The 18,396-nt window shown below is 64.4% G+C and carries 22 protein-coding genes and 6 pseudogenes; 11 read left to right on the top strand and 17 right to left on the bottom strand.

Annotated features, from left to right (window positions below):
• Positions 1 to 27 precede the first annotated feature (27 nt).
• From OH799_RS07065 to OH799_RS07055, 3 genes and pseudogenes are all read right to left on the bottom strand, one after another.
• Entirely contained in the window at positions 28 to 537 is a 510-nt protein-coding gene (locus OH799_RS07065; protein WP_406276894.1) for a YbaB/EbfC family nucleoid-associated protein, read from the bottom strand.
• Positions 538 to 1,347: 810 nt separating this feature from the next.
• Positions 1,348 to 1,866 (bottom strand): LysR family substrate-binding domain-containing protein, encoded by a 519-nt coding sequence (locus tag OH799_RS07060; protein ID WP_406276892.1) that lies wholly within the window; start codon positions 1,864 to 1,866, stop codon positions 1,348 to 1,350.
• 47 nt (positions 1,867 to 1,913) lie between these two features.
• Positions 1,914 to 2,363, bottom strand: a pseudogene (locus OH799_RS07055) (IS30 family transposase); the annotation flags it as partial.
• Positions 2,364 to 2,557: 194 nt separating this feature from the next.
• Here OH799_RS07055 and OH799_RS07050 point away from each other — a divergent pair.
• The 4 genes and pseudogenes from OH799_RS07050 to OH799_RS07035 all read left to right on the top strand — a co-directional run bounded on the left by OH799_RS07050 (position 2,558) and on the right by OH799_RS07035 (position 5,354).
• Positions 2,558 to 3,711, top strand: a pseudogene (locus tag OH799_RS07050) (IS3 family transposase).
• A gap of 376 nt (positions 3,712 to 4,087) precedes the next feature.
• Positions 4,088 to 4,339: a hypothetical protein gene (locus OH799_RS07045; protein WP_406276890.1), complete on the top strand. Its 252-nt coding sequence runs from the start codon at positions 4,088 to 4,090 to the stop codon at positions 4,337 to 4,339.
• A gap of 56 nt (positions 4,340 to 4,395) precedes the next feature.
• Positions 4,396 to 4,608 carry a hypothetical protein gene (locus tag OH799_RS07040; RefSeq protein ID WP_406276888.1) on the top strand — a complete coding sequence of 71 codons (213 nt, stop codon included), beginning with the start codon at positions 4,396 to 4,398 and terminating at the stop codon, positions 4,606 to 4,608.
• Between the two features lie 470 nt (positions 4,609 to 5,078).
• Positions 5,079 to 5,354 carry a hypothetical protein gene (locus tag OH799_RS07035; RefSeq protein WP_406276886.1) on the top strand — a complete coding sequence of 92 codons (276 nt, stop codon included), beginning with the start codon at positions 5,079 to 5,081 and terminating at the stop codon, positions 5,352 to 5,354.
• Positions 5,355 to 6,675: 1,321 nt separating this feature from the next.
• On the opposite strand, the gene OH799_RS07030 is transcribed toward OH799_RS07035, so the two are convergent.
• From OH799_RS07030 to OH799_RS07010, 5 genes and pseudogenes are all read right to left on the bottom strand, one after another.
• Positions 6,676 to 6,813, bottom strand: a complete 138-nt coding sequence (locus OH799_RS07030; protein ID WP_406276884.1) for a hypothetical protein — start codon at positions 6,811 to 6,813, stop codon at positions 6,676 to 6,678.
• Entirely contained in the window at positions 6,810 to 7,343 is a 534-nt protein-coding gene (locus OH799_RS07025) for a hypothetical protein (RefSeq protein WP_406282972.1), read from the bottom strand. Before OH799_RS07025 ends, OH799_RS07030 begins: the two co-directional genes overlap by 4 nt.
• A 242-nt stretch (positions 7,344 to 7,585) precedes the next feature.
• Positions 7,586 to 8,182 (bottom strand): annotated as a pseudogene (locus tag OH799_RS07020) (polyprenyl synthetase family protein); the annotation flags it as partial.
• 297 nt (positions 8,183 to 8,479) lie between these two features.
• Complete coding sequence (locus OH799_RS07015) at positions 8,480 to 8,845, bottom strand: GNAT family N-acetyltransferase (RefSeq protein ID WP_406281879.1); 366 nt, start codon at positions 8,843 to 8,845, stop codon at positions 8,480 to 8,482.
• Positions 8,846 to 8,869: 24 nt separating this feature from the next.
• Entirely contained in the window at positions 8,870 to 9,145 is a 276-nt protein-coding gene (locus OH799_RS07010) for a hypothetical protein (protein WP_406276883.1), read from the bottom strand.
• Positions 9,146 to 9,266: 121 nt separating this feature from the next.
• Between OH799_RS07010 and OH799_RS07005 the strand changes: the two genes are divergently transcribed.
• From OH799_RS07005 to OH799_RS06990, 4 genes are all read left to right on the top strand, one after another.
• The gene (locus OH799_RS07005; protein WP_406276881.1) at positions 9,267 to 9,869 is read left to right on the top strand and encodes a cysteine hydrolase family protein; all 603 of its coding nucleotides are present in this window, start codon (positions 9,267 to 9,269) and stop codon (positions 9,867 to 9,869) included.
• A 111-nt stretch (positions 9,870 to 9,980) separates the two neighbouring features.
• Positions 9,981 to 10,457, top strand: a complete 477-nt coding sequence (locus OH799_RS07000) for an AAA family ATPase (RefSeq protein ID WP_406276879.1) — start codon at positions 9,981 to 9,983, stop codon at positions 10,455 to 10,457.
• Between the two features lie 44 nt (positions 10,458 to 10,501).
• Entirely contained in the window at positions 10,502 to 10,630 is a 129-nt protein-coding gene (locus tag OH799_RS06995; protein ID WP_406276877.1) for a hypothetical protein, read from the top strand.
• Positions 10,631 to 10,818: 188 nt separating this feature from the next.
• On the top strand, positions 10,819 to 11,397 hold the full coding sequence (locus OH799_RS06990) for an NUDIX hydrolase (RefSeq protein WP_406276875.1): 579 nt from the start codon (positions 10,819 to 10,821) through the stop codon (positions 11,395 to 11,397).
• Between the two features lie 515 nt (positions 11,398 to 11,912).
• Here OH799_RS06990 and OH799_RS06985 read toward each other — a convergent pair.
• The 3 genes from OH799_RS06985 to OH799_RS06975 are packed head-to-tail and all read right to left on the bottom strand — an operon-like array spanning position 11,913 to position 12,948.
• Positions 11,913 to 12,347: a hypothetical protein gene (locus OH799_RS06985; protein ID WP_406276873.1), complete on the bottom strand. Its 435-nt coding sequence runs from the start codon at positions 12,345 to 12,347 to the stop codon at positions 11,913 to 11,915.
• On the bottom strand, positions 12,344 to 12,580 hold the full coding sequence (locus tag OH799_RS06980; protein WP_406276871.1) for a hypothetical protein: 237 nt from the start codon (positions 12,578 to 12,580) through the stop codon (positions 12,344 to 12,346). The genes OH799_RS06985 and OH799_RS06980 overlap by 4 nt, the downstream gene beginning before the upstream one ends.
• 38 nt (positions 12,581 to 12,618) lie before the next feature.
• Positions 12,619 to 12,948, bottom strand: a complete 330-nt coding sequence (locus tag OH799_RS06975; RefSeq protein ID WP_406276869.1) for a hypothetical protein — start codon at positions 12,946 to 12,948, stop codon at positions 12,619 to 12,621.
• A 176-nt stretch (positions 12,949 to 13,124) separates the two neighbouring features.
• On the opposite strand from OH799_RS06975, the gene OH799_RS06970 reads away from it, so the two are divergent.
• Positions 13,125 to 13,322 (top strand): hypothetical protein, encoded by a 198-nt coding sequence (locus OH799_RS06970; protein ID WP_406276867.1) that lies wholly within the window; start codon positions 13,125 to 13,127, stop codon positions 13,320 to 13,322.
• 57 nt (positions 13,323 to 13,379) lie between these two features.
• Here OH799_RS06970 and OH799_RS06965 read toward each other — a convergent pair whose 3' ends face one another.
• Together OH799_RS06965 and OH799_RS06960 are read right to left on the bottom strand one after the other, a co-directional pair.
• On the bottom strand, positions 13,380 to 13,994 hold the full coding sequence (locus OH799_RS06965) for a class I SAM-dependent methyltransferase (protein ID WP_406276865.1): 615 nt from the start codon (positions 13,992 to 13,994) through the stop codon (positions 13,380 to 13,382).
• Between the two features lie 522 nt (positions 13,995 to 14,516).
• Positions 14,517 to 14,855, bottom strand: coding sequence for a recombinase family protein (locus OH799_RS06960; RefSeq protein WP_406276863.1), 339 nt, complete (start codon positions 14,853 to 14,855; stop codon positions 14,517 to 14,519).
• A 12-nt stretch (positions 14,856 to 14,867) separates the two neighbouring features.
• On the opposite strand from OH799_RS06960, the pseudogene OH799_RS06955 reads away from it, so the two are divergent.
• Positions 14,868 to 15,134, top strand: a pseudogene (locus OH799_RS06955) (DeoR/GlpR transcriptional regulator); the annotation flags it as partial.
• A gap of 261 nt (positions 15,135 to 15,395) precedes the next feature.
• Here the strand turns inward: OH799_RS06955 and OH799_RS06950 are convergent.
• Positions 15,396 to 15,596: pseudogene (locus OH799_RS06950) on the bottom strand (molybdopterin-dependent oxidoreductase); the annotation flags it as partial.
• 157 nt (positions 15,597 to 15,753) lie between these two features.
• Here OH799_RS06950 and OH799_RS06945 point away from each other — a divergent pair.
• Positions 15,754 to 16,689, top strand: coding sequence for a tyrosine-type recombinase/integrase (locus OH799_RS06945; RefSeq protein WP_406276861.1), 936 nt, complete (start codon positions 15,754 to 15,756; stop codon positions 16,687 to 16,689).
• Positions 16,690 to 16,762: 73 nt separating this feature from the next.
• On the opposite strand, the pseudogene OH799_RS06940 reads toward OH799_RS06945, so the two are convergent.
• The 3 genes and pseudogenes from OH799_RS06940 to OH799_RS06930 form a co-directional block, all read right to left on the bottom strand.
• Positions 16,763 to 16,900: pseudogene (locus tag OH799_RS06940) on the bottom strand (cation-transporting ATPase); the annotation flags it as partial.
• A 3-nt stretch (positions 16,901 to 16,903) separates the two neighbouring features.
• A complete protein-coding gene (locus OH799_RS06935) occupies positions 16,904 to 17,890 on the bottom strand; it encodes an NADP-dependent oxidoreductase (protein WP_406276859.1) in 987 nt (328 codons plus the stop codon).
• A 32-nt stretch (positions 17,891 to 17,922) separates the two neighbouring features.
• On the bottom strand, positions 17,923 to 18,318 hold the full coding sequence (locus OH799_RS06930; protein WP_406276857.1) for a PPOX class F420-dependent oxidoreductase: 396 nt from the start codon (positions 18,316 to 18,318) through the stop codon (positions 17,923 to 17,925).
• Between the last annotated feature and the right edge of the window lie 78 nt (positions 18,319 to 18,396).

Here is an 18,396-nt window from a genome sequence, read left to right as displayed (position 1 = left end):
CACACACCCCCAACCGACAGACCATCATCACCAAGACGAGTCAGTCACCCCGGATTGCGACGCATCTCGGTCGAGCTGTTCCGTATCGGTGAATTCCATGGCCTCGGATTCGGCGGCCAGCCGTTCCGGCGAACCGAGCGGCGCGAGAGAAACCTGCGGCGCCGCGGGCACAAGGTCGAGAATATCGACGGCACCGGGCGCGAGCTCGGAAAGCTTCGGAACCCGAGAACTGTGCTCCTGCAGCGAATCCGACAATTCCGCAGTTTTCCGCTGCATTTCGGTAGCGGCATTCTGTGCGGCTTCGGTGACAGCTTTCGCGATCTCCTCGTAGCTCAGATCGCCGATATCGTCGGTAAAATGGGTTTCGATAACCGTGCCCTCGGCATTGATCGACACCGTGACACGCCTATTCCCACCCGATCCCGTCGCAGTAAGCAGCATCCACCGCCGCTGCATATTCTCGATCGACTTCATTCCGGCCTGCACAGAATCAACCAGATCCGTCAACCGAGCCGCCGACATCTCGTTGTCCGTCATATCGGTTCTCCTAACGCCCCGACTTCAGATCCACGAGCCCGGCAAACCAGGCCGTAACAACGTGACCCTGCCCGCACGCTTGATATTGTTTTCTGTTGCCGCTTCCCATCTAGCGTAATTCTTCCGCGGATTTCCGGAACGCGGGCGCATACCTTTCGTACTCACTCGATAATTCAGGATAAGAATCGAGTATCTCGTCCTTGTTCTTCGACCCCGGGATATGCCGTTGTCATCATCCCCATAGCGGAGGTTATGCGCGGTTTCGCCGGTACCCCGACATCCCCACGGGGCCGACTTCGCTGCCGACGTCGACAACACCGCCTCGATCCGGGCCGCCATGTCATCTCCCCTCGCCGCAACACGCTCAGCCTGCTCGCTCTTGCGGTCCGGTTCGTCGGCCATGCCCCCACCTCAACTTTCCCACTGACATATCCGGTCCTACGCAGCGATGAGCCCAGTCGACCCGCAATCTATCTTCACATCGACCAACCCATAGGATTTCCCAACTCAGGGAACCAACAAACCCCGACCCGGTCCGATCGAGCCAGGCCCACACCGGCCGTCAGGCCCGCGAACCTCGGCGCTCCTGATAACGCTGCTCGCAACCTTGCTGAGATCCCTTCGGCCCCTTGGTCATGGACGTAGAGAAGTACGGGATGGATCAAGGCTGGAGGGTGGCGGCGGCTGCATCGGCAGTGCTCGACGAACTGGGCGGCCACTGGCTGATCGGCTGGTTCCGGGCAGTGGTAGAAGACAATCACTCCACCCGAACGAACGCCCGCTCGTCAGCAGCATGGCGTGTTCGGCCGGCTACTCGACCACCGTGGCGAGATGTGCTGTCCTGCTTGCCGTTCGATCATCTCGGCCGTTCGGCTGAGCCTCACCGTTCGGCAGCAGCGCCAGGAAGTTGTGCACCAGAGCTCGATCGTCATCGACCCGGTGCGCCACGTAAACCTTTGTAGTGGCGTCGGTTTCGGCGAGCGGCGCGATGCGCACCGACTGCGGCGCGGTGAACGTCGCGCTGCGTGGCGCGATGGTGACGCCCAGCCCCTCACTCACGAGGTAGAGGATGGTGGTCCAGTTATTGCCCTCCTGCACGATGCGGGGCCGGCAGCCGGCCTCCACCAAGGGCCGCAGGTTCTTGTCGTGGGCATGGGCGCCGGCGGCCCGAGGAAAGAACACCAACGGGTCGTCGGCGAGTTCGGGGCCGGTGAGGACGGCGGGGTCCGCCTGCGGGTGGTCGACCGGCAGCACGGCCATGAACGGCTCAGTGACCAGCGGGAACACGACGATGCCTGGCTCATTGTCGGGATCGCGCACGATTGCCATGTCGAGCGCATCCTTGGATTCTGGGGGTTGTCGCAACACTGCTGGTGTTAGACGGTAAGTAGATCACGCAGGCGCTCGGCTGGGGTGTCCCAGTCGAGTGTTTTGCGTGGCCGGTCGTTGAGTTCCTGCGCGACGTATTCGAGGTCTTCGGGACTGTCGACGCCGAGGTCGCTTCCCTTCGGAAAGTATTGGCGCAGTAGACCATTGGTATTCTCGTTGGTGCCGCGCTGCCAGGGACTGGCCGGGGCGCAGAAGTAGACGGCCATGTCGGTGGCCATGGAGAACTGTTTGTGCCGGGCCATCTCGCTGCCCTGGTCCCAGGTCAGCGGACCACGCAGATGCGCGGGCAGGGTCGAGATCGTGCGGACCAGCCCGTCACGGACGGTGTCGGCATCGTGGTTGCCGGGCAGATGCACCAGCATCATGTAGCGGGTCGTGCGTTCGACCAGGGTCGCGATCGCGGTCTTGTTGCCTTCTCCGGTGATCAGGTCACCCTCCGTAAGACTGTTGGTGGCCTGGGAGGGCCGGGTGTGGCTGAGGTCGCCTTGCGCTGTGGTCGCTTATTTGGAAATGTCCGCTCGGCCCTCTGGGTGAATCCCCCCGGCTTGTCTGGAGACTCTGATGTTCCCCCGGTTTTTGGGAGTTGGTTTGCTTGACTCTTGGTCACGATGTCGTCGAAGGAGACTTGTTCGTGCCAAGGCGTTATCCCGAGGAGTTCCGCCGCAAGGTTCTGGATTTGGTTGCTGCCGGTCGCCCGGTCGCGCAGGTAGCCGCGGATCTGGGCATCAGCGATCAGACGATCTACGTGTGGCGCAAGCAGGAGCTGATCGACACCGGCCAGGTATCGGGTGCGACGCGCGCGGAGCAGGCTGAGCTATCTGCCGCCAAGCGGCGCATCCGAGAGCTTGAGCAGGAGGTCGCGATCCTGCGACGTGCTCGTGAGCTGCTGAAAGAGCAGGACGGCGACCCAAAAGGCGATATGCGGCCATAGCGACGATGGCGACCGAGGGCTTGCCGGTGCAGGCCGCGTGCCGGCTTCTCGGTGTCTCCGAATCCGGGTACTACCATTGGCATTCCCGGCCGCTGTCGCAGCGGGCGATCCGGCATGTTTGGCTGACCGATCAGATTCGTGCCGTGCACTCGGCATCGCGTGGCACCTACGGCGCTCATCGGGTGCATGCCGAGCTGACCCTCGGGCTCGGCATCGAGGTCGGCCACAACCAGGTCGAGATGCTGATGGCCCGCGCTGGGATCAAGGGCCTGCCCGGCAACCGGCGCCCGAGACCGAAACATCAGACCCCGACCGCAGGTGATCTGATCAACCGGTCCTTCACATGCTCGCAGCCAAATCAGTTGTGGGTCACCGATATAACCGAGCACCCCACTCGCGAGGGCAAGGTGTATTGCGCGGTCGTTCTCGACACCTATTCGCGGCGCGTGGTCGGCTGGTCGATCGATTCGACCCAGACCGCAGCACTGGTCACCAACGCGCTCGGGATGGCGATCGCGAACCGCTCACCCAAGCCCGGCACGATCATCCATTCCGATCACGGGGTGCAATTCACCTCCTGGGCCTTCACCGACCGCGCTCGCAAGTCCGGACTTGTTCCGTCGATGGGCTCGATCGGTGACTGCTATGACAACGCCGTCATCGAATCCTTTTGGGGCAGAATGCAAACCGAACTTCTCAACCGGCAACGCTGGAAAACTCGGATCGAACTGGCCAACGCGATCTTCGAGTACCTCGAAATCTTCCACAACCGGCGTCGCCGCCACTCCGCCCTGGGCATGCGGACCCCGATCGAGTACGAGATGATGCAACCGTCCATCCAACCCGTGGCCTGAAGTCAAGTATCCCGACTCCACGAAACCGGGGGAACATCACTCCGGACTCACCGGGGGGATTCAGGGGCGCCCTGGCTGCTAATTGAGATCTGCGCTCGGTCGCTGGTTTACGGATGCGTCGGCGGTGTGTTCCACGGGGCCGCTGACAAGACATCGCCGCCGAGCCCTCAGCCCGACCCAGCTTGCGCACGAACAACAACGTCGGCAGCACACCGAACCCGCCGACGACATCGACCAAGAGAGCACCGACCACCATGCCGTGCCCTTCCATCGGCAGCCAGACGATGATCTCGGACTATGAGACGCGGGAACCATGGATCGCGCCACACCGAATACAGCATTTCGGTGGTCGACCGCGCGGCTAGTGTTGCCGGGCATGGACAGGATCGCCATCGTCGGCTGCGGCGGCTCCGGTAAGACCTACCTCGCCTGCCAACTCGCCGCGCTGCTCGACCTCCCCCTCACCCACCTCGACGTCATCTTCTACGACCACAGCTGGAATTCCCTGCCGCAGAAGGACTTCGCCGACCGCCAACGCCAGCTGGTCGCCGCGCCGCGACACTGCCGATCCGGATACAAGCCGCCGACACCATCATCTTTCTCGACCTGCCCGCGATCACCTGCCTGATCGGCGTTCTACAACGCCGCTGGCGTTACCGCGGCGGCCAACACACCGAAATCGGGATGTACGACCGCATCACCTGGAACTTCATCCGATACATCTGGCGCTACCGCAAAACCATGCGCCCCACGATCCAACAACTGTTCGCCGAGCGACGCCCCGACACCACAATCATCACGCTGACCAGCCGTCGGCAGACCGCCCGGATCCTCCACAGGCTCCAAGGGGAATACGGCGTATCAAGCGCACCCGCCGCCTCCGCGAATCAGCAGTGAAGCAGCTATACGACTCGCAGAAGGGCTGCGATCTCGCCGTCGAGCAGAACTTTGGGCTGAGGCGCCGGTAGCGCGTCGGCGATCCTGCTCGGCGGCGAACCAACTTCTATCAGTGACCCACTCAGCGTTCGGTGTGGTCGATGGCGATCTTCCGCTGGCCGCCGCCGGTGCGGACTCACCGATACCTGCCCGAGGCTGGCCGGCGCCGCGATAAGACGCGCGCCGGCCTCTGGGTCGGCCCGGTCCAGGAGTCCGCGGCGACCTCGCCGGCAATGTGCACCGCCCCAGCGACAGAGCCGATCAGCCGATCCGATACCGCCTCATCGCAGTGCCGTCCGTCCGCAGTTCGATCTCAACAACGACGCGGAGCTGATCGGCCGATCGTGTCGGGTTCTCGCGTCATACTGACGGTCATGGGGTATGAAGCCGTGCGGCGGCATTCTCGCAGGGGACGGGTAGGCGGAAGTTTCGTGAGGGGGTCCGTCCGCTTCACCGAACGACGCGCACCCCAGCAGCCGGGGCGCTACCGGTCCCCGTACTTCCACGGCTACCGCAGTGCATCGCCCACGCCGATCCTGTGGGGCCTTGGGGCGCTCGGAGGCGGCGTGATCCTTCTGCTGGTCGTGCTGACCCTCACCCACATGGGATCTACCGACAGGCCGACCGACACCACCGTGGTGCCTTCGACCCTCGCGCCCGCGCAGCCGACTGCCCCGCCTAAGTCGTGCTTCCCGTTCAACTGCTGACCGCTAGACCAGGCCCCGGAATCCTGAAGCTGGCCCGAGTCGCGGTAGCGGTCTGCACCCCTGGCGAGTGTGTTCGGATTCGATGCCGTCCAGGTCGCGTTGCAGCCGCCGCAGGTGCGTTGGTGTCCTCGCCGAGGTCGCGCTGGTCCTTGTCCCGAGCTCCACGCAGCCGCCATTGCTGCTGCTATTCGTGGTCGCCGCAGCCGCCGGCCGCGCCGCGCCGCGCAGCGCGGCATCGACCGCGAAACCACACCCGAACCCGATACCGCCACGCCCAGTGAACGGCATCGCAGTGGCGGGAAAAGGATCAAGAAGAGAATCGAGAGTGGGCGGAGGAGGCCCTGGCCGCCGCGAGCGGACCGCTCACACCGCCAACCGCTGACCAGTCGCGGCGCAAGTACTACAGCGAACTGTCCGACACCGAGGCATCGCGCCTACGGATGCTCGCCGCGGTCAACCCCCAATCCGCCGCCCTCTACCGGAAGTTCTCCCGAGATTCCTTGCCGAGCAACCGATCTCGAACGCAGTACCGACCACGAGCACGGCCTGTAGGATGTTCGAACGCCGACTACAGGGTGAGGACCGAGGTGGTGTACAGGGTGAGGACAGCATCCTCCCCCAATACCCCGGGCTGTTCCTGACCCTGGCTGGATCTCATTATGGAGGGTTCCTCATGCGTGTCATTTCCGTCCTCGCAACAGCTTTGGGGGCAGCCGCGATATGGCTGACACTGGCGTCGGCACCTGCCATGGCCGAGTTCGCCGCACCCCTCGACACAGAGACGCTGGTGTCCTTCGAATTCGGCACAGGCGGAGCCCGCAGTGAATGCCACAGCGGCAAACTCCTGTGCGAGCCGAACGAATTCAGATGCGACAACGACAGATGCGTTCAGAAACAATGGCTGTGCGACGGCGACGACGACTGCGGCGACGGATCCGACGAACGGAACTGTGAGTAGAACCCCCGTGACTCGCTGTCCGCAGTGTTGTGCTGAGCCCGGATCCACCGAGCCGGGTTCTGAGTGGTTCGCGCGCTTGCGACTACCGGCCACCCGGTTGCGGATAGCCTGTAATCGCTGGTCTGCCTAGCTTTTCCACTGTGAGTTCGGCATCAGCCGCGAAACCGTCTACAGCTACCTGCGAGCTGCGGTCGTCACCGACTGAACGGGGCTACGCCGATCGAACGACGGAATCCGGGAACCGCACGAACTCCGCTTCGGCTGCGCACAAGCGGGATGCCCCAGCCCTCGAGTCGGCTCACCGTCTCCTCGGCGAGGTCCGGGGAGACGGCGAAGCACGCAGGGTGTGTCGGCCGCGGGACTTTACGGCACGGTAGGAGTCGGGTCGGCGGCCGGCCAGTGGTAGACCTCACGGCGCAGGCGTTCCAAGTCCGGCGCCGTGGAAGCCCAGGTCTGCGTGTACCGATCGGCGTCACGCGCCGTGAACGTGACGTCCCTCATGTTCTCGTAGAGCGACAGGCACTCCTTCCTCCGCCCAGCCCACCCGGAAGATGAGGTCCTCGAGACGACGGATCACCGTGTGGTCCCGCAGCTTCGGCGGCAGTTCCCAGGAACCGCTGCTGCCAACCGATGGTTCGGCCCTCGCGCAGGCGCGGCCACACACTCGACCACGCCGTCGCGATCGCGCCGGGCTGCCGCGATGCCTGCGGATCCTGGCGCAGCACAGTCACCAGCCCATGCCGCAGCGCGGTGACAGCTTCCAGGTCCATCAGCTGCGGATCCTCGAACAGGTCATCCCACACAGCCATCAGCACGCCCATGCCGACGACGGCCTGTTCACGGGCCGCGTCCACCGGCATCGAGAACTGTGTCGGCAACCGGACTCCTCCTGCCCACCGGTGGTTGTGGTCGAACTCGGCCGGGGAGGCGACAAGGCCGGTGTCCACCACCCAGATCCGCAGCCATGCCATTGCCTGTGGCGAGAACAACTCTCTGCCGGTCTGGGGTGGCTGCGGTGAAGGACTGGACATGGTCGGGCGTGAAGTTCGCCGATCGAGTACCGACCAGGCAAACCGCTCATCGCGTGACGAACGCGAGGGTCGACGGGCAGACCCGCAAGCTGATCTCGAGCCTGGTCGAGGAATTTCTCGGCGACCGCCTGTGCCTCGTCCACGGCGCCGGAGGCAAGCACGAGCTTACGTGCACGCGCGGCTTGCTCTCGTGTCGTTCGTCGGCCCAGCAGGCAGGCAAGGCTTTGGTCGCGGGCGGCCGCGCGGATCACCGGCAAGGTGTAGATGCCCTCGAACATATCCGTGTTGACCGGTTTGCCCATTTCTTCGGCGGTCGAGGTCGCATCGAGGATGTCGTCCCACAACTGGTAGGCCAGCCCGAAATATCGACCGAACTCGGCTAACGCCTCTACTTGCTCGTCGGAGCAGTCGGCCTGCATTGCGCCGACCCGGCACGCCAACGACAGCAACGCCGCCGTCTTGCCGCCGATCGAGTCCAGGTAGGACTGCTCACTGCGAGAGGCCACATACTCATCGGCGGCCTCGAGTACCATGCCCGCGCACATCTGCTCACTCGCGATCACTGCCGCGGCAACTTCGCGATGGCCGAGTTCGACCAGCATGCGCGTGCCCGAGGACGTCACGCAGTCCTCAACCAGTACGGCCATGTGCGAACCTCACACCGCGTTGGCGCTGGGGCGGCCGCGGCGCTGGTCCGCGTGGTCGATGACGTCGTCGTGATATAGCGACCCCAGATGCAGCAACTCCACCCCGGCAGCGGCGTGTACCGCCCGGTCATCGGCTGGCGCCGCGGGATCGGTGAGCAAATAGTACGACAGCAACGTCAACGTCGGACGCACCAGCCGACGAGAAGTGTCGGACCCCTCCTCGGTGAGTGCGGTCAGCTCAGGCCTGCCCCGAAACCGCACGGGCCCCAGAACCTCACGGACACGGTCCAGGTCCGCATCCAGATGAGGGAAGACAGCGGAATCGATCTCACGTCCCACGCACGCGCTCCTGACTAGTGGCATCGGCCATCTACACCGTTGACTCGGTGAAATTCGACACCACAGCGCACGGAAAATGTTGGCATCAGCCGATTTTGACGCCACCGTCACAGCCTCTGCGTCGGCTGCACCCTCAGCAGCCCGCCGCGCCTACCCAAGAGCAGGCACCGCAAGTAGAGGGTTCCGGACTGGCAGGGACCGGTATTCAAGTAGCCGGTATTCGGGGCGGACGGACGGGCAGTCCTCGACACGTCTGTTGAACACAGCGAACGTGTTGAGGGCCCGCCCCTTCCGTTCGAGCACCGAGTGTCCAATAACCGAACTTTCCAGAACGCCGCCGCAGGACTCGATGATGCGCCGCGAACCGGTATTTGTGTCGTCGCAAGTGATCAGTATCCGTTCGACGCCGATTGCGCTGGCGATCGTCATGCTGTGATGGAGAATGGCGGTGCCATAGCCCCGGCACTGATACTGCGGCAGCACGCCGTACTCGATGTGACCGCCACTGCGGCACAGTGCGTCGTTGAGGGTGTGCCTGATCTACATGCGTCCGACTACTTGGTCGTCGACGGTGGCGGCGAGGTAGGTGGCGGGAACGATGCCGCGGGCAAGTTTATCCCACGTCGATGGTCCTCCAGCGTGGACAGATACTCCATCCAAGTCATGGATGGCGGGCATCAGGCCGAGTGCGAAGGTGATTCCTTCATTGTCGGCCATAGCCTGGTGCGCCGCGAGAACCACCTGTTCATCCGATACCCGCAGCGGCCGCAGACGGACTACCTCGACCGCGTTCGAGAGTCCGGACACCGGTGCCATGACCCACAACGGTAAACATCCGGCAGCCGGGTGTCGACGCGTTTTTCGGCCACCCGCACGGTAGCGGTGGCTACCCTTGATCTCGTTGCGTGCTCGCTGACGACCGGTGCGGAGGAAAACTATGGGTCCGACGCGGGATGATCCTTCGGCCACCGAGTTCGGTTGTGTGCCGATGTTGATGGTGGTCGATGTCCAGAACGGATTCCTGGCTCCGTCGTGCGCGCATATCGTTCCCGTTGTAGCCGATCTGGTCGATCGGTGGCTGAAGACTGCTGCGCCAGTGGTGTTCACCCGATACTTCAACTACCGCGGGTCGCCGTTCGAACGGCTCCTCGGCTGGAGCCGCATGCTCGACGCTCCCGACACCGATATCGTCGCCGACCTCGAACACCACACCCGTGACCCGCGAATTCACGTGCTGGACAAGACCAGCTATACCGCGCTCACCCCACAAGCAACCACCTTGATTACCGACCTCAATGTTACCGATATATATCTGGCTGGGATCGCCACCGACGCCTGCATATTCAAAACGGCGTGGGATGTCTTCGAGGCCGGATTGACGCCGTGGGTGATCACCGACGCCTGCACCTCCAACGCCAGCAAGCATCCGCCGCAGCAGGTACACGAATCCGCACTACTGCACATGTCCCGGCTCCTCGGCGCCGGACAACTCATCTCCAGCTGTCGAGCACTCGAGACAATCAGCGGCCGCGCCGCGTGAAGAACAACCCTGGGCCGTTGCCCCGAGACATCGCCCGCCGCCTGAACGACGATCCTGACATCGCACAGATTCACCGCCGACCAGTCAGCGGGCTGTGATGAACTGGCGTCCGTGCCAGCCGAATCCGATAACCGACTGAGCGCATCACCCGTCTTGCACCCGCAGACCGCAGCGCTACCGCAGCATGTGCGGTCCGCCCTGCAGGAGTGCGCCGCCCAGCTCAACGGATTCGGCGCCATAGCACTGTGCGGATTCCCTGCCTCTGGAAAATCCACGGCCGCCGCCTACCTAGCCTCATCCGTGGGGGCGACGGTGCTGGACAAAGACACCCTGGCTCCAGGCTTGGAGCAAGCGGTGATGCTGGAACTGACCGGTGATCCGCACGACCGTGACAGCCAAACCTACCGAAGGCTGATCGCTCCGCACATCTACGATGGCCTGCTTCGCACCGGGTTGACCGTCGCCGCCCGACACCCGGTCGTGCTCGACGCGCCGTTCCTCGAAGTCATCCGCCAAGCAGCCGGCGCCGGTATCTCCCTCGCCGAGCGGATGCGGGTTCGCTCCGGCATCAGCTCCCAGCACCGCTGACTATGGTGTGGCTCGACAGCCCGGCAGCACAGATCCGAACCCGGATGACCCACCGGCGCGCCGAACGCGACAACCCCAAACTAGCCGACTGGCCTGCCTATCAAGCCGATGTACTCGACAGCGGCGTACGCGAGCTCGCTCATACCGTCGTCGACATCGTCATCAGCAATTGATCACCCGGCCCGTGGCCAGCGACGCAGATCGGTGAGTCTCGATCAGAGTCCGCACCAGTCTGTCTCGCTCTGGTCGGCGAGACACGGTCCGCGCCGCGACCGCACCGCCGCTTCGACATATCGACACCTCGTCCCGACATGCCGAAGCCAGGCGGAGCTGTCGGTGGTTGTCGCTACAGTCGGCTGCCGTGCAGGCTGCTACCGCGATCGTCGCTGAGACCATAAGAAAAATCGAGCCGTTGGATGACCTCGAGCGCGAACACATCGACACAACTCTGGCATGGCTCGCGGCGACCGACGACATCTTCCGCCGCGTCAGACCCGCCACCCCGCCACGCCACTTGGTCGCGTATGTGGTCCTGGTGGATCCGGACCGCCGAGCAGTCTTTCTGGGCCACCACCTCAACGCCGGACTCTGGCTGCCGACCGGCGGCCACGTCGAACCCGGTGAACACCCCCTCACGGCCGCCCGGCGGGAAGCATTCGAAGAACTCGGCGTCCACGCCGAGTTCAGCGTCATCGGTGACCGACCCTTGATGCTGACCGTGACAACAACGGTCGGTATCGACAGCGGACACCAGGATGTCAGCGCGTGGTACGTGATACGAGGTGACCGCTCCCGCGAATACGCACTCGACCCCACAGAATTCGCCGAGGGCCGATGGTGGGACATCGACCAGCACGGCCTGCCCGAGACCGATCCGCACTTCAAGCGATTCCTGACCAAACTCGACACGCAACTGCACGGCCCGGACAACGAACTCTGACGATACCGACCCCGCGATCCAGCATTCAGTGTGTCAACCCCAGACCGGTGAACGGGCGCCGGGACACAAATGACCCGGCACTTCGATAAACCAACTGAAACGCCGACCGCGGCACTCGCACTATGGGAGGCGTTCCGCGACTGGACCAACAGACCGGATTGTGGCCGCCACTGATGGCCGCTCGCGAAACGTGGCCGTGCTCGTCCTAGATGGTCGACGACATGTACCCCGCTGGAGGCGGCCGACACCAGACGCGACGGCAGATTATGGCTCGAGCAGGAGCATCGCGCCGACGACCTGATCCAAGCGAGAGCTGAGATCCGTTTCTCCGCAGCAACGAAGACGGGTCACCAGTAATTCGCCTGTCGCAGTGCAACTTCCAGAGGTTCGATTGGGTGGAAATCTGAGCGGTAGTGGGCCTCGATATCAACCAACTGATCATGGTACCGACCCCGCGGGCGGGGGATGATGGGCTCGACGGTGGATGAGCATCCGACTGCGGATGCACGTGCTGGCTACCGATCAGTCCAGCCGCCGTGGAGGTTTCGGCGTTCGAAGTAGGCATCGTCGGCGGCTCGGAGTTCGGCTTCGCTCATCGGCCTGTCTCGGCGGTCTCTGGATGCCGGCGGGTTCTTGAGGAGGTTGGCTTGGTTGCGGATGCGGGGATCGGATTTCTGCAGGAGGCGTTCGACCTTGGCTTTTGCATCGGTGCGGGCCTTGCGGTGGCAGTCGAGCAGGGCGCTGGTGAGCTGGGTGTTGGTCCATTTCATGGCGCCGGGCGCGATCTGCAGGTTAGTAACCGCGCCTGCGGTGTCGACCTCGACCAGGACGCCACGGACTTCGCCACGGCCCCGTAGTCCGGCCGCCTGCTTGGCCAGTTGCTGACTGTTTCCGTGGATCTCGGCGAGGTCTTGCTGGAGCTGCTGCTCCCACTCCTGCAGGTCGGTCATGGCCGTGAGTCGGGTCCTTCGTTTGCCGGCAGTAAATAGATCAGATCACCTGGTTCGATGGGACGACACATGGTGAAGACGAGCGAGGCTTTGACCGGCGCGGGCGGATGGAAGTCGAGTGCTTCCAGAACTCCTCGACAGGTCGTTCCTTCCTTCTTGTGCAGCTCAACTTGCCTGCCGACGGTGAGATCTTCGATCGCCCACTGACAACGAACGCCCAGCCGGAAGCTCACCGAGAAAGATGTTCTTGACGCAGAGTTCGCTCACCAGTTCATTCCCGACGGCTGATCACTGTGCCCGTGGTGATCAGCGACCGGAGGCCGGCATCCAGCGCGATCGTCGTTTTGCCTGGTGGGCTGTGGATCTCGATGGATTTGATCGTGGTGACGGTTTTCTGGGCACCGTCGTCGACGGACACTGTGTCACCGATATGGACGGGGTCGCCCGACAGCACGCCGGTAACGAATACCCATTCCGCGCGGCTGGGGAGAAAATCGACTCGCTCAACAACCATGCGCGACACCGGGTCGGTCACTGTGTATTCCTCCGCCACATTCAGGCCCGCAGTATCGTCGGCGACGGCCGCCAGTTCAGCGCGCAATTGCTCGTAGCGGTCCAGTAGCCCAACAGGGTCGCCATGCCATCGCTGACCGGCCGCGGCGACGGCTGTATCCCTTCAACCCTGTCTTGGCGCTTGGCGCTCGGCGTTCTTGCGGCTGAGCCGCAGGGCTGTCTGCGCTCGGCGAACGCGCGCCGATCGACGCGGTCACCCAGGATATGGACGCCGCGTGGATCGTCTACCTCGAACAGGACAAGGGCAACTCCTATGCCGCAGCGGTTATGGTGCTTCATTGCCGCGGCCCGCGCGGTCGAATCGGCCAGGTGCCGCAAACGGCCAGCCGCGGCCTGGCCGGTCCGATCATCGCCGTAAGCGGCAGTACATCAAATCGTGGTCGTCTGCTCGAGTCGAAGTGATCGTGCGGCAATGTAATCAGGTCTTGGATCGGGACACTCACTTGCCTGCGCAGGCTTTCACCCTGCGCGCGAGAACACCGTCACCAGAAAGTCGGAATCGTCGGTGAACGGGCGTAGATCCCACGTCGAAAGCCGCAAATCCATCGTGAGTCCGGCGTCCTGGGCGTCGGCCAGGAACTGCGGGAACTCGTAACCACGATCGGCGCCGAACCCAATAATCACGCGACCGGCCGGGGCGAGGTTGCGGGTGAACCCGGCCAGCACCGCCTCCCGGGTGGACGGCGCCAGAAACGTCATCACGTTTCCCGCGCACACGATGACATCGAAGTCGGCGGCGATCCCACGGCCCGGCAAGTCCAGTTCGGCGAGATCACCGACTATCCAGGTTGGACCGGGATAGTCCTGCTCCGCCGCAGCGATCAACGCCGGATCGACATCGACGCCGACCACGACGTGACCAGCTCGGTGCAGGTAGCCACCCACACGTCCCGGACCGCACCCCGCATCCAGGACCCGGGCACCGCGCTCGAGCATTGCGTCGACCAGCCGCGCCTCCCCGACGATGTCCGTGCCTTGCGCCGCCAATGCCCGGAACCGCTCCACATACCACGTCGAATGCGCAGGGTCGGCAGCAGTGAGCTCCTCCCACCGGCTAGGGATACGTTCGCTCAACGTCTGTTACTCCTCATTCGGGCCCACCTCCGGTCCACTGTGCCACCGCCGTACCGATCGTTAGCGCAGCAGCCGCCTTTACTCCTGCACCAAGGCAGCAGAATCCCGATTACGTGCGAGCCCGAGGTCGGTGACGCCCGCCTACCTCAATCATCGACACTGCTCGCACACCGGCATTACCGCGCGTTCGACAAACCCACGCCGATCGCAGATGCCGGAGTGTTACCAGCGCTGGCACGGGGATTAGCGCACGGTCCAAAGATATGACCTTCACCAGTGCTCTACAACGCTCCGTAATCCACACGCGGAATGCTTCCCATGGGCACCTGCCGCGCATCCTCGACATGCTTCCAAGAACACAACACTGCTCCGGTGCCCCGCCATGACCTCCTTGCGGCCCAGGCCAACAACTGATCCAGGCCGCGTGCTCAGTCGGTGACTGAGCACCACGGTCAGCATCTGCCAGCCAACGATTGCGCCGACGCGAACGCCCGCACCGCGGCCCTGGTTCGGAATGTGCACCTACCGCAGATCCAGTCGGTCGGCGTTGGCCCATACCACAGTTTTGGGCGATGAATCGTCAGCCAGCGACTTCACCCCGATCCCGAGCTGGCGCAGATCGTGGATGAGGTTCAGCACCTCTCGCAGGTTGCGGCCTAACCTGTCCAGGGTATGCACCACGATCCGGTCGCCGGGGCGCGCGTAGGCGAGTAGCTTGGTCAGGCCGGGCCGGTCGACGGTCGCGCCGGTCTTCTTGTCGACATAGATCCGCGGGCCCGGAATCCCGGCGTCGGCGAGCGCGGACAGCTGGCGGTCGAGGCTTTGCTTGGTCGAGCTGACCCCTGCATAGCCGAGATCCACAATGAATTGACGGTGATCACCAACGACCTGCGCATCGCTAAATGCATTGCCGGCCTACGCGGCTTCCGGCTACTCGTCACCGGCGGCGAACTTCTCGGATCGGTCTACACACTGGCCGGCCAACGGACGGTCGAGTTCCTGCGTGACTACGCCGCCGACTGGACCTTCCTCGGCGCCGACGCCGTCGACGCTACCGCTGGCATCACCAACACCAACACTCTGGAAATACCCGTCAAACGCGCCATGATCGCCCTCGCCCGAACCACCACCATCGTTGTCGCCGACAACTCCAAATTCGGCCACCGCGCGCTGGCCAAGGTTGCGGGCCTCGACGAAGTCCCTCCTGGTGCCGGAGATCTCCCGCCGGCTCGGCGGAGACCCGGAGTCCACGAACGACCTCCGCGCCCAGGCCCTTGTGGCGTCGGCGATTTCCTGCCTCGACGCCGCAACCGACGCCTGGAGGGCAGCCGACGGGACCACTCCGTTGTCCGAACTCCTCGACCAAGCCATGGGCGTACTGGTCGAGCCGGAGCTGCCGTAGGACTGGACCAGACGGGCCTCTTGGGCCACGTCGGGCGCAGCGAATGCGACGTGCAGTCGGTCATCGTGGTCCACCCCGGCCGCCTGCAGTACATCGGCCAGATTGGGCCCGGCCCACTCGGCGGTCGAGATCGCGCCATGCTCCCATGGCTCCTTGCCGGGGATCGGGCGCACCGCCAGCAGTTCAGCGCGCCGATGCACGGCAGTGCAGGAACATCTCCGCGAAAAGTAGCGCTAAGGAGTTACCGCACATAGCAGCGCACTATGTGCGGTAGGGTCCGAGTCGAGCTGGCGCGACAAACCTTTCGAGGCCGGCCGACTCGGGAAACTATGTGCGGTAGCGCGGGCGGAGGTCCGGATGGGTCGGGTTCGGATGCTGCCGACGCCGGCGAGCGGGGTCCGTCTCGCCGACGCGGTGACGGTGTACCTCGCGACGATCCCGGCCGAGAACACCCGCGAGACCTACGCGGCCGCGCTGGATCGGCTGGTGCGCGATTTCGGCGCCGACACGAACGTGGCGCTGCTGGATCGGGAGCCGGATCGGGTGAGCGGGTGGTTCACCTTCGTGTGGGGCGCGAAGGCGGCCAAGACGTTCAACATCAGGTTGACCGCGCTCTCGTCGGCGTGCGTGTACTGGCGCGAACAGGGCTGGTTGGTCGGGGATCGGTTGGTGCGCCTTCGCGCCAAACCGGCACCGCCGGACACCAGCCGGGCGCTGCGCAAGCAGCGAGTCGCCGACATTCTGGGATCGGATGCGCCGCTGCGGGAACGGGTGTTGTGGCACATGCTGTACGAGTCCAGTGCCCGCGCCGAAGAGGTACTGATGCTCGACGTACCCGAGCTGGATACCGCGAATCGGTGCGCGGTGGTGACCCGCAAGGGCGGGGCGCGTGATCTGATCGCCTGGCAGACCGGCACCGCCCGCTTGTTGCCCCGGTTGTTGGCTGGCCGCAGGTCCGGGCCGGTGTTCCTCACCGACCGCAAGGCCCGCCCATCAGTGGCCACCAACGACGTCGACCCGGCGACGCTGCGTGGGCGACTGTCCTACCGGCGCGCGGCCGAGCTGTTCGAGATCCACACCGCCGACTACGACAACGGCCCGTACACGTTGCATCAGCTTCGGCATTCGCGCCTGACGCACGCGGCCGAGGACGGCGCGTCGACGCCGGTGTTGATGAAGTTGTCCGGGCACACGTCGGTGCGGAGCCTGGCGAAGTACGCGAGGGTGTCCGACGACGGGCTCGTGCGGTTCCAAGCCGACAGCGATCCGGCCGCGCGACGGCGACCGAGATAGACAGAGGCCCTCTCCTGGTCGGCGGACGTTGATGCGCTCGTCCGACCACGAGCCACACCTCACCCGGGTTTGTTCATCGTGGTTGTGTGCCTCTCGCTGCTGATGTCCAGGCGCGGCGGGAGAGCAGGCGCAGCCCGTTGAGTCCGACGATCACGGTGGAGCCTTCGTGTCCAGCAACACCGAGGGGCAGCGGCAGCTGCCCGAACAGGTCCCCCTAATCCGATTGTCGGGATGCCCGGGCACGATTGGTGGAGTCGAGGGTGATGATGAGCTTTCCGGTGACGTGGCCGCTTTCGATGAGTTGGTGTGCGTGGGGTAGTTCGTCGAGTGGGAAGGTTCGCTGAACATGGGCTTGCAGCTTTCCGTCCCGGACGAGTTCGGAGATCGTTTCCAGGTCGGTGCTGGATGGACGGACCTGGACTGAGGCGTACCGGCGGCCGTGCGCGGCGGCTTGGGCAGGGGTGATTCCGGGATCCATGGCGGTGCTCAGGAGCAGGCCGCCGGGGCGTAGTGAGGTCAGCGAGCGAGGCCCGTACTGCCCGCCGATCAGGTCCAGGACCACGTCGGCGTCTTGGATGGTTTTTGTAAAGTCGGCACGGGTGTAGTCGATGATCTCATCAGCGCCCAGGGCATACAGGAAGTCGTGGTTCGCCGCGCGTGCGGTGGCGATGACGTACGCGCCGCGCAGTTTCGCGATCTGCACGGCGAGATGACCGACGCCACCGGCTGCCGCGTGAATCAAGATGCGGTGTCCTGTGTGGACGTTGGCCATGTCCACGAGTGCTTGCCAGGCGGTGAGTGCGGCGATGGGTAGCGCCGCGGCGTGGACGTGGTCGAGGCCAGCCGGAATGGGTGCCAAGTTCGTGGCCGGAACGGTGACGTAGTCGGCGTAGGTGCCGATGAAATAGATCCCATACACCTCGTCGCCAGGGCGGAAGCGTGTCACGTCGGGTGCTGTCGCGGCGACGATCCCGGCCAGGTCGGAGCCCAGCGTGAACGGCGGCGGGCCGATCTGCGGTATCAGGCCGGCGCGTATCTTGATCTCGCCATGGTTGACCGAGGCCGCCGTCACCTGTACCAGGACCTCGCCGGGCTGCGGGCCGGGCCGATCGGTCTCGACGACTGTCAAGACGTCCGGGCCTCCGTAGGTGAACTGGGTCGCCATGCGCATCCGGCGGTTCACCCCATTCCCCATGTGCATGTGTGGATGCCTTCTTTCCCTCGTGTGGGGTCTCAGTTCGAGAAGCCGCCGACCTTGTGCGGGATGACGCGGACGATCACGCGTACCGTGCCTTCGGGGTCGGACGGCGGGTCCTCTCCCAGGTATTTGTGCGAGACCTCGCGCTGGACGGCGCGGTCGCGGTCCTCGACGAGCTCGGCGGTGCCGCGGATCTCCACCGTGCGGTACGGGTTCGTGGTGTCGAGGACGGTCAGGCTGATCCGCGGATCGCGGGTGAGGTTGCGGACCTTCTGCCGGTTGGTGGTGCTGGAGAACATCACCGTGTCGCCCTCGCGCAGGATCCACACCACCGACGTCTGCGGTTCGCCGTCGGGGTTCAACGTCGCCACCGTGGCGAAGTTCGTGCCGTCGAGCAGCTCCCGCGTCGCATCGTCGAACGTAATTGGCATAAGGGTCTGACCTCCATGGGTGCACGAGTTGTTACCGTGATCATGTTTCGCGATTTCGAGCTCCGGCGGAAGAAGGCA

It is taken from the genome of Nocardia sp. NBC_00881, assembly GCF_045207455.1.
GTDB lineage: Bacteria > Actinomycetota > Actinomycetes > Mycobacteriales > Mycobacteriaceae > Nocardia.
This window is presented reverse-complemented; position numbering and strand designations above follow the sequence as displayed.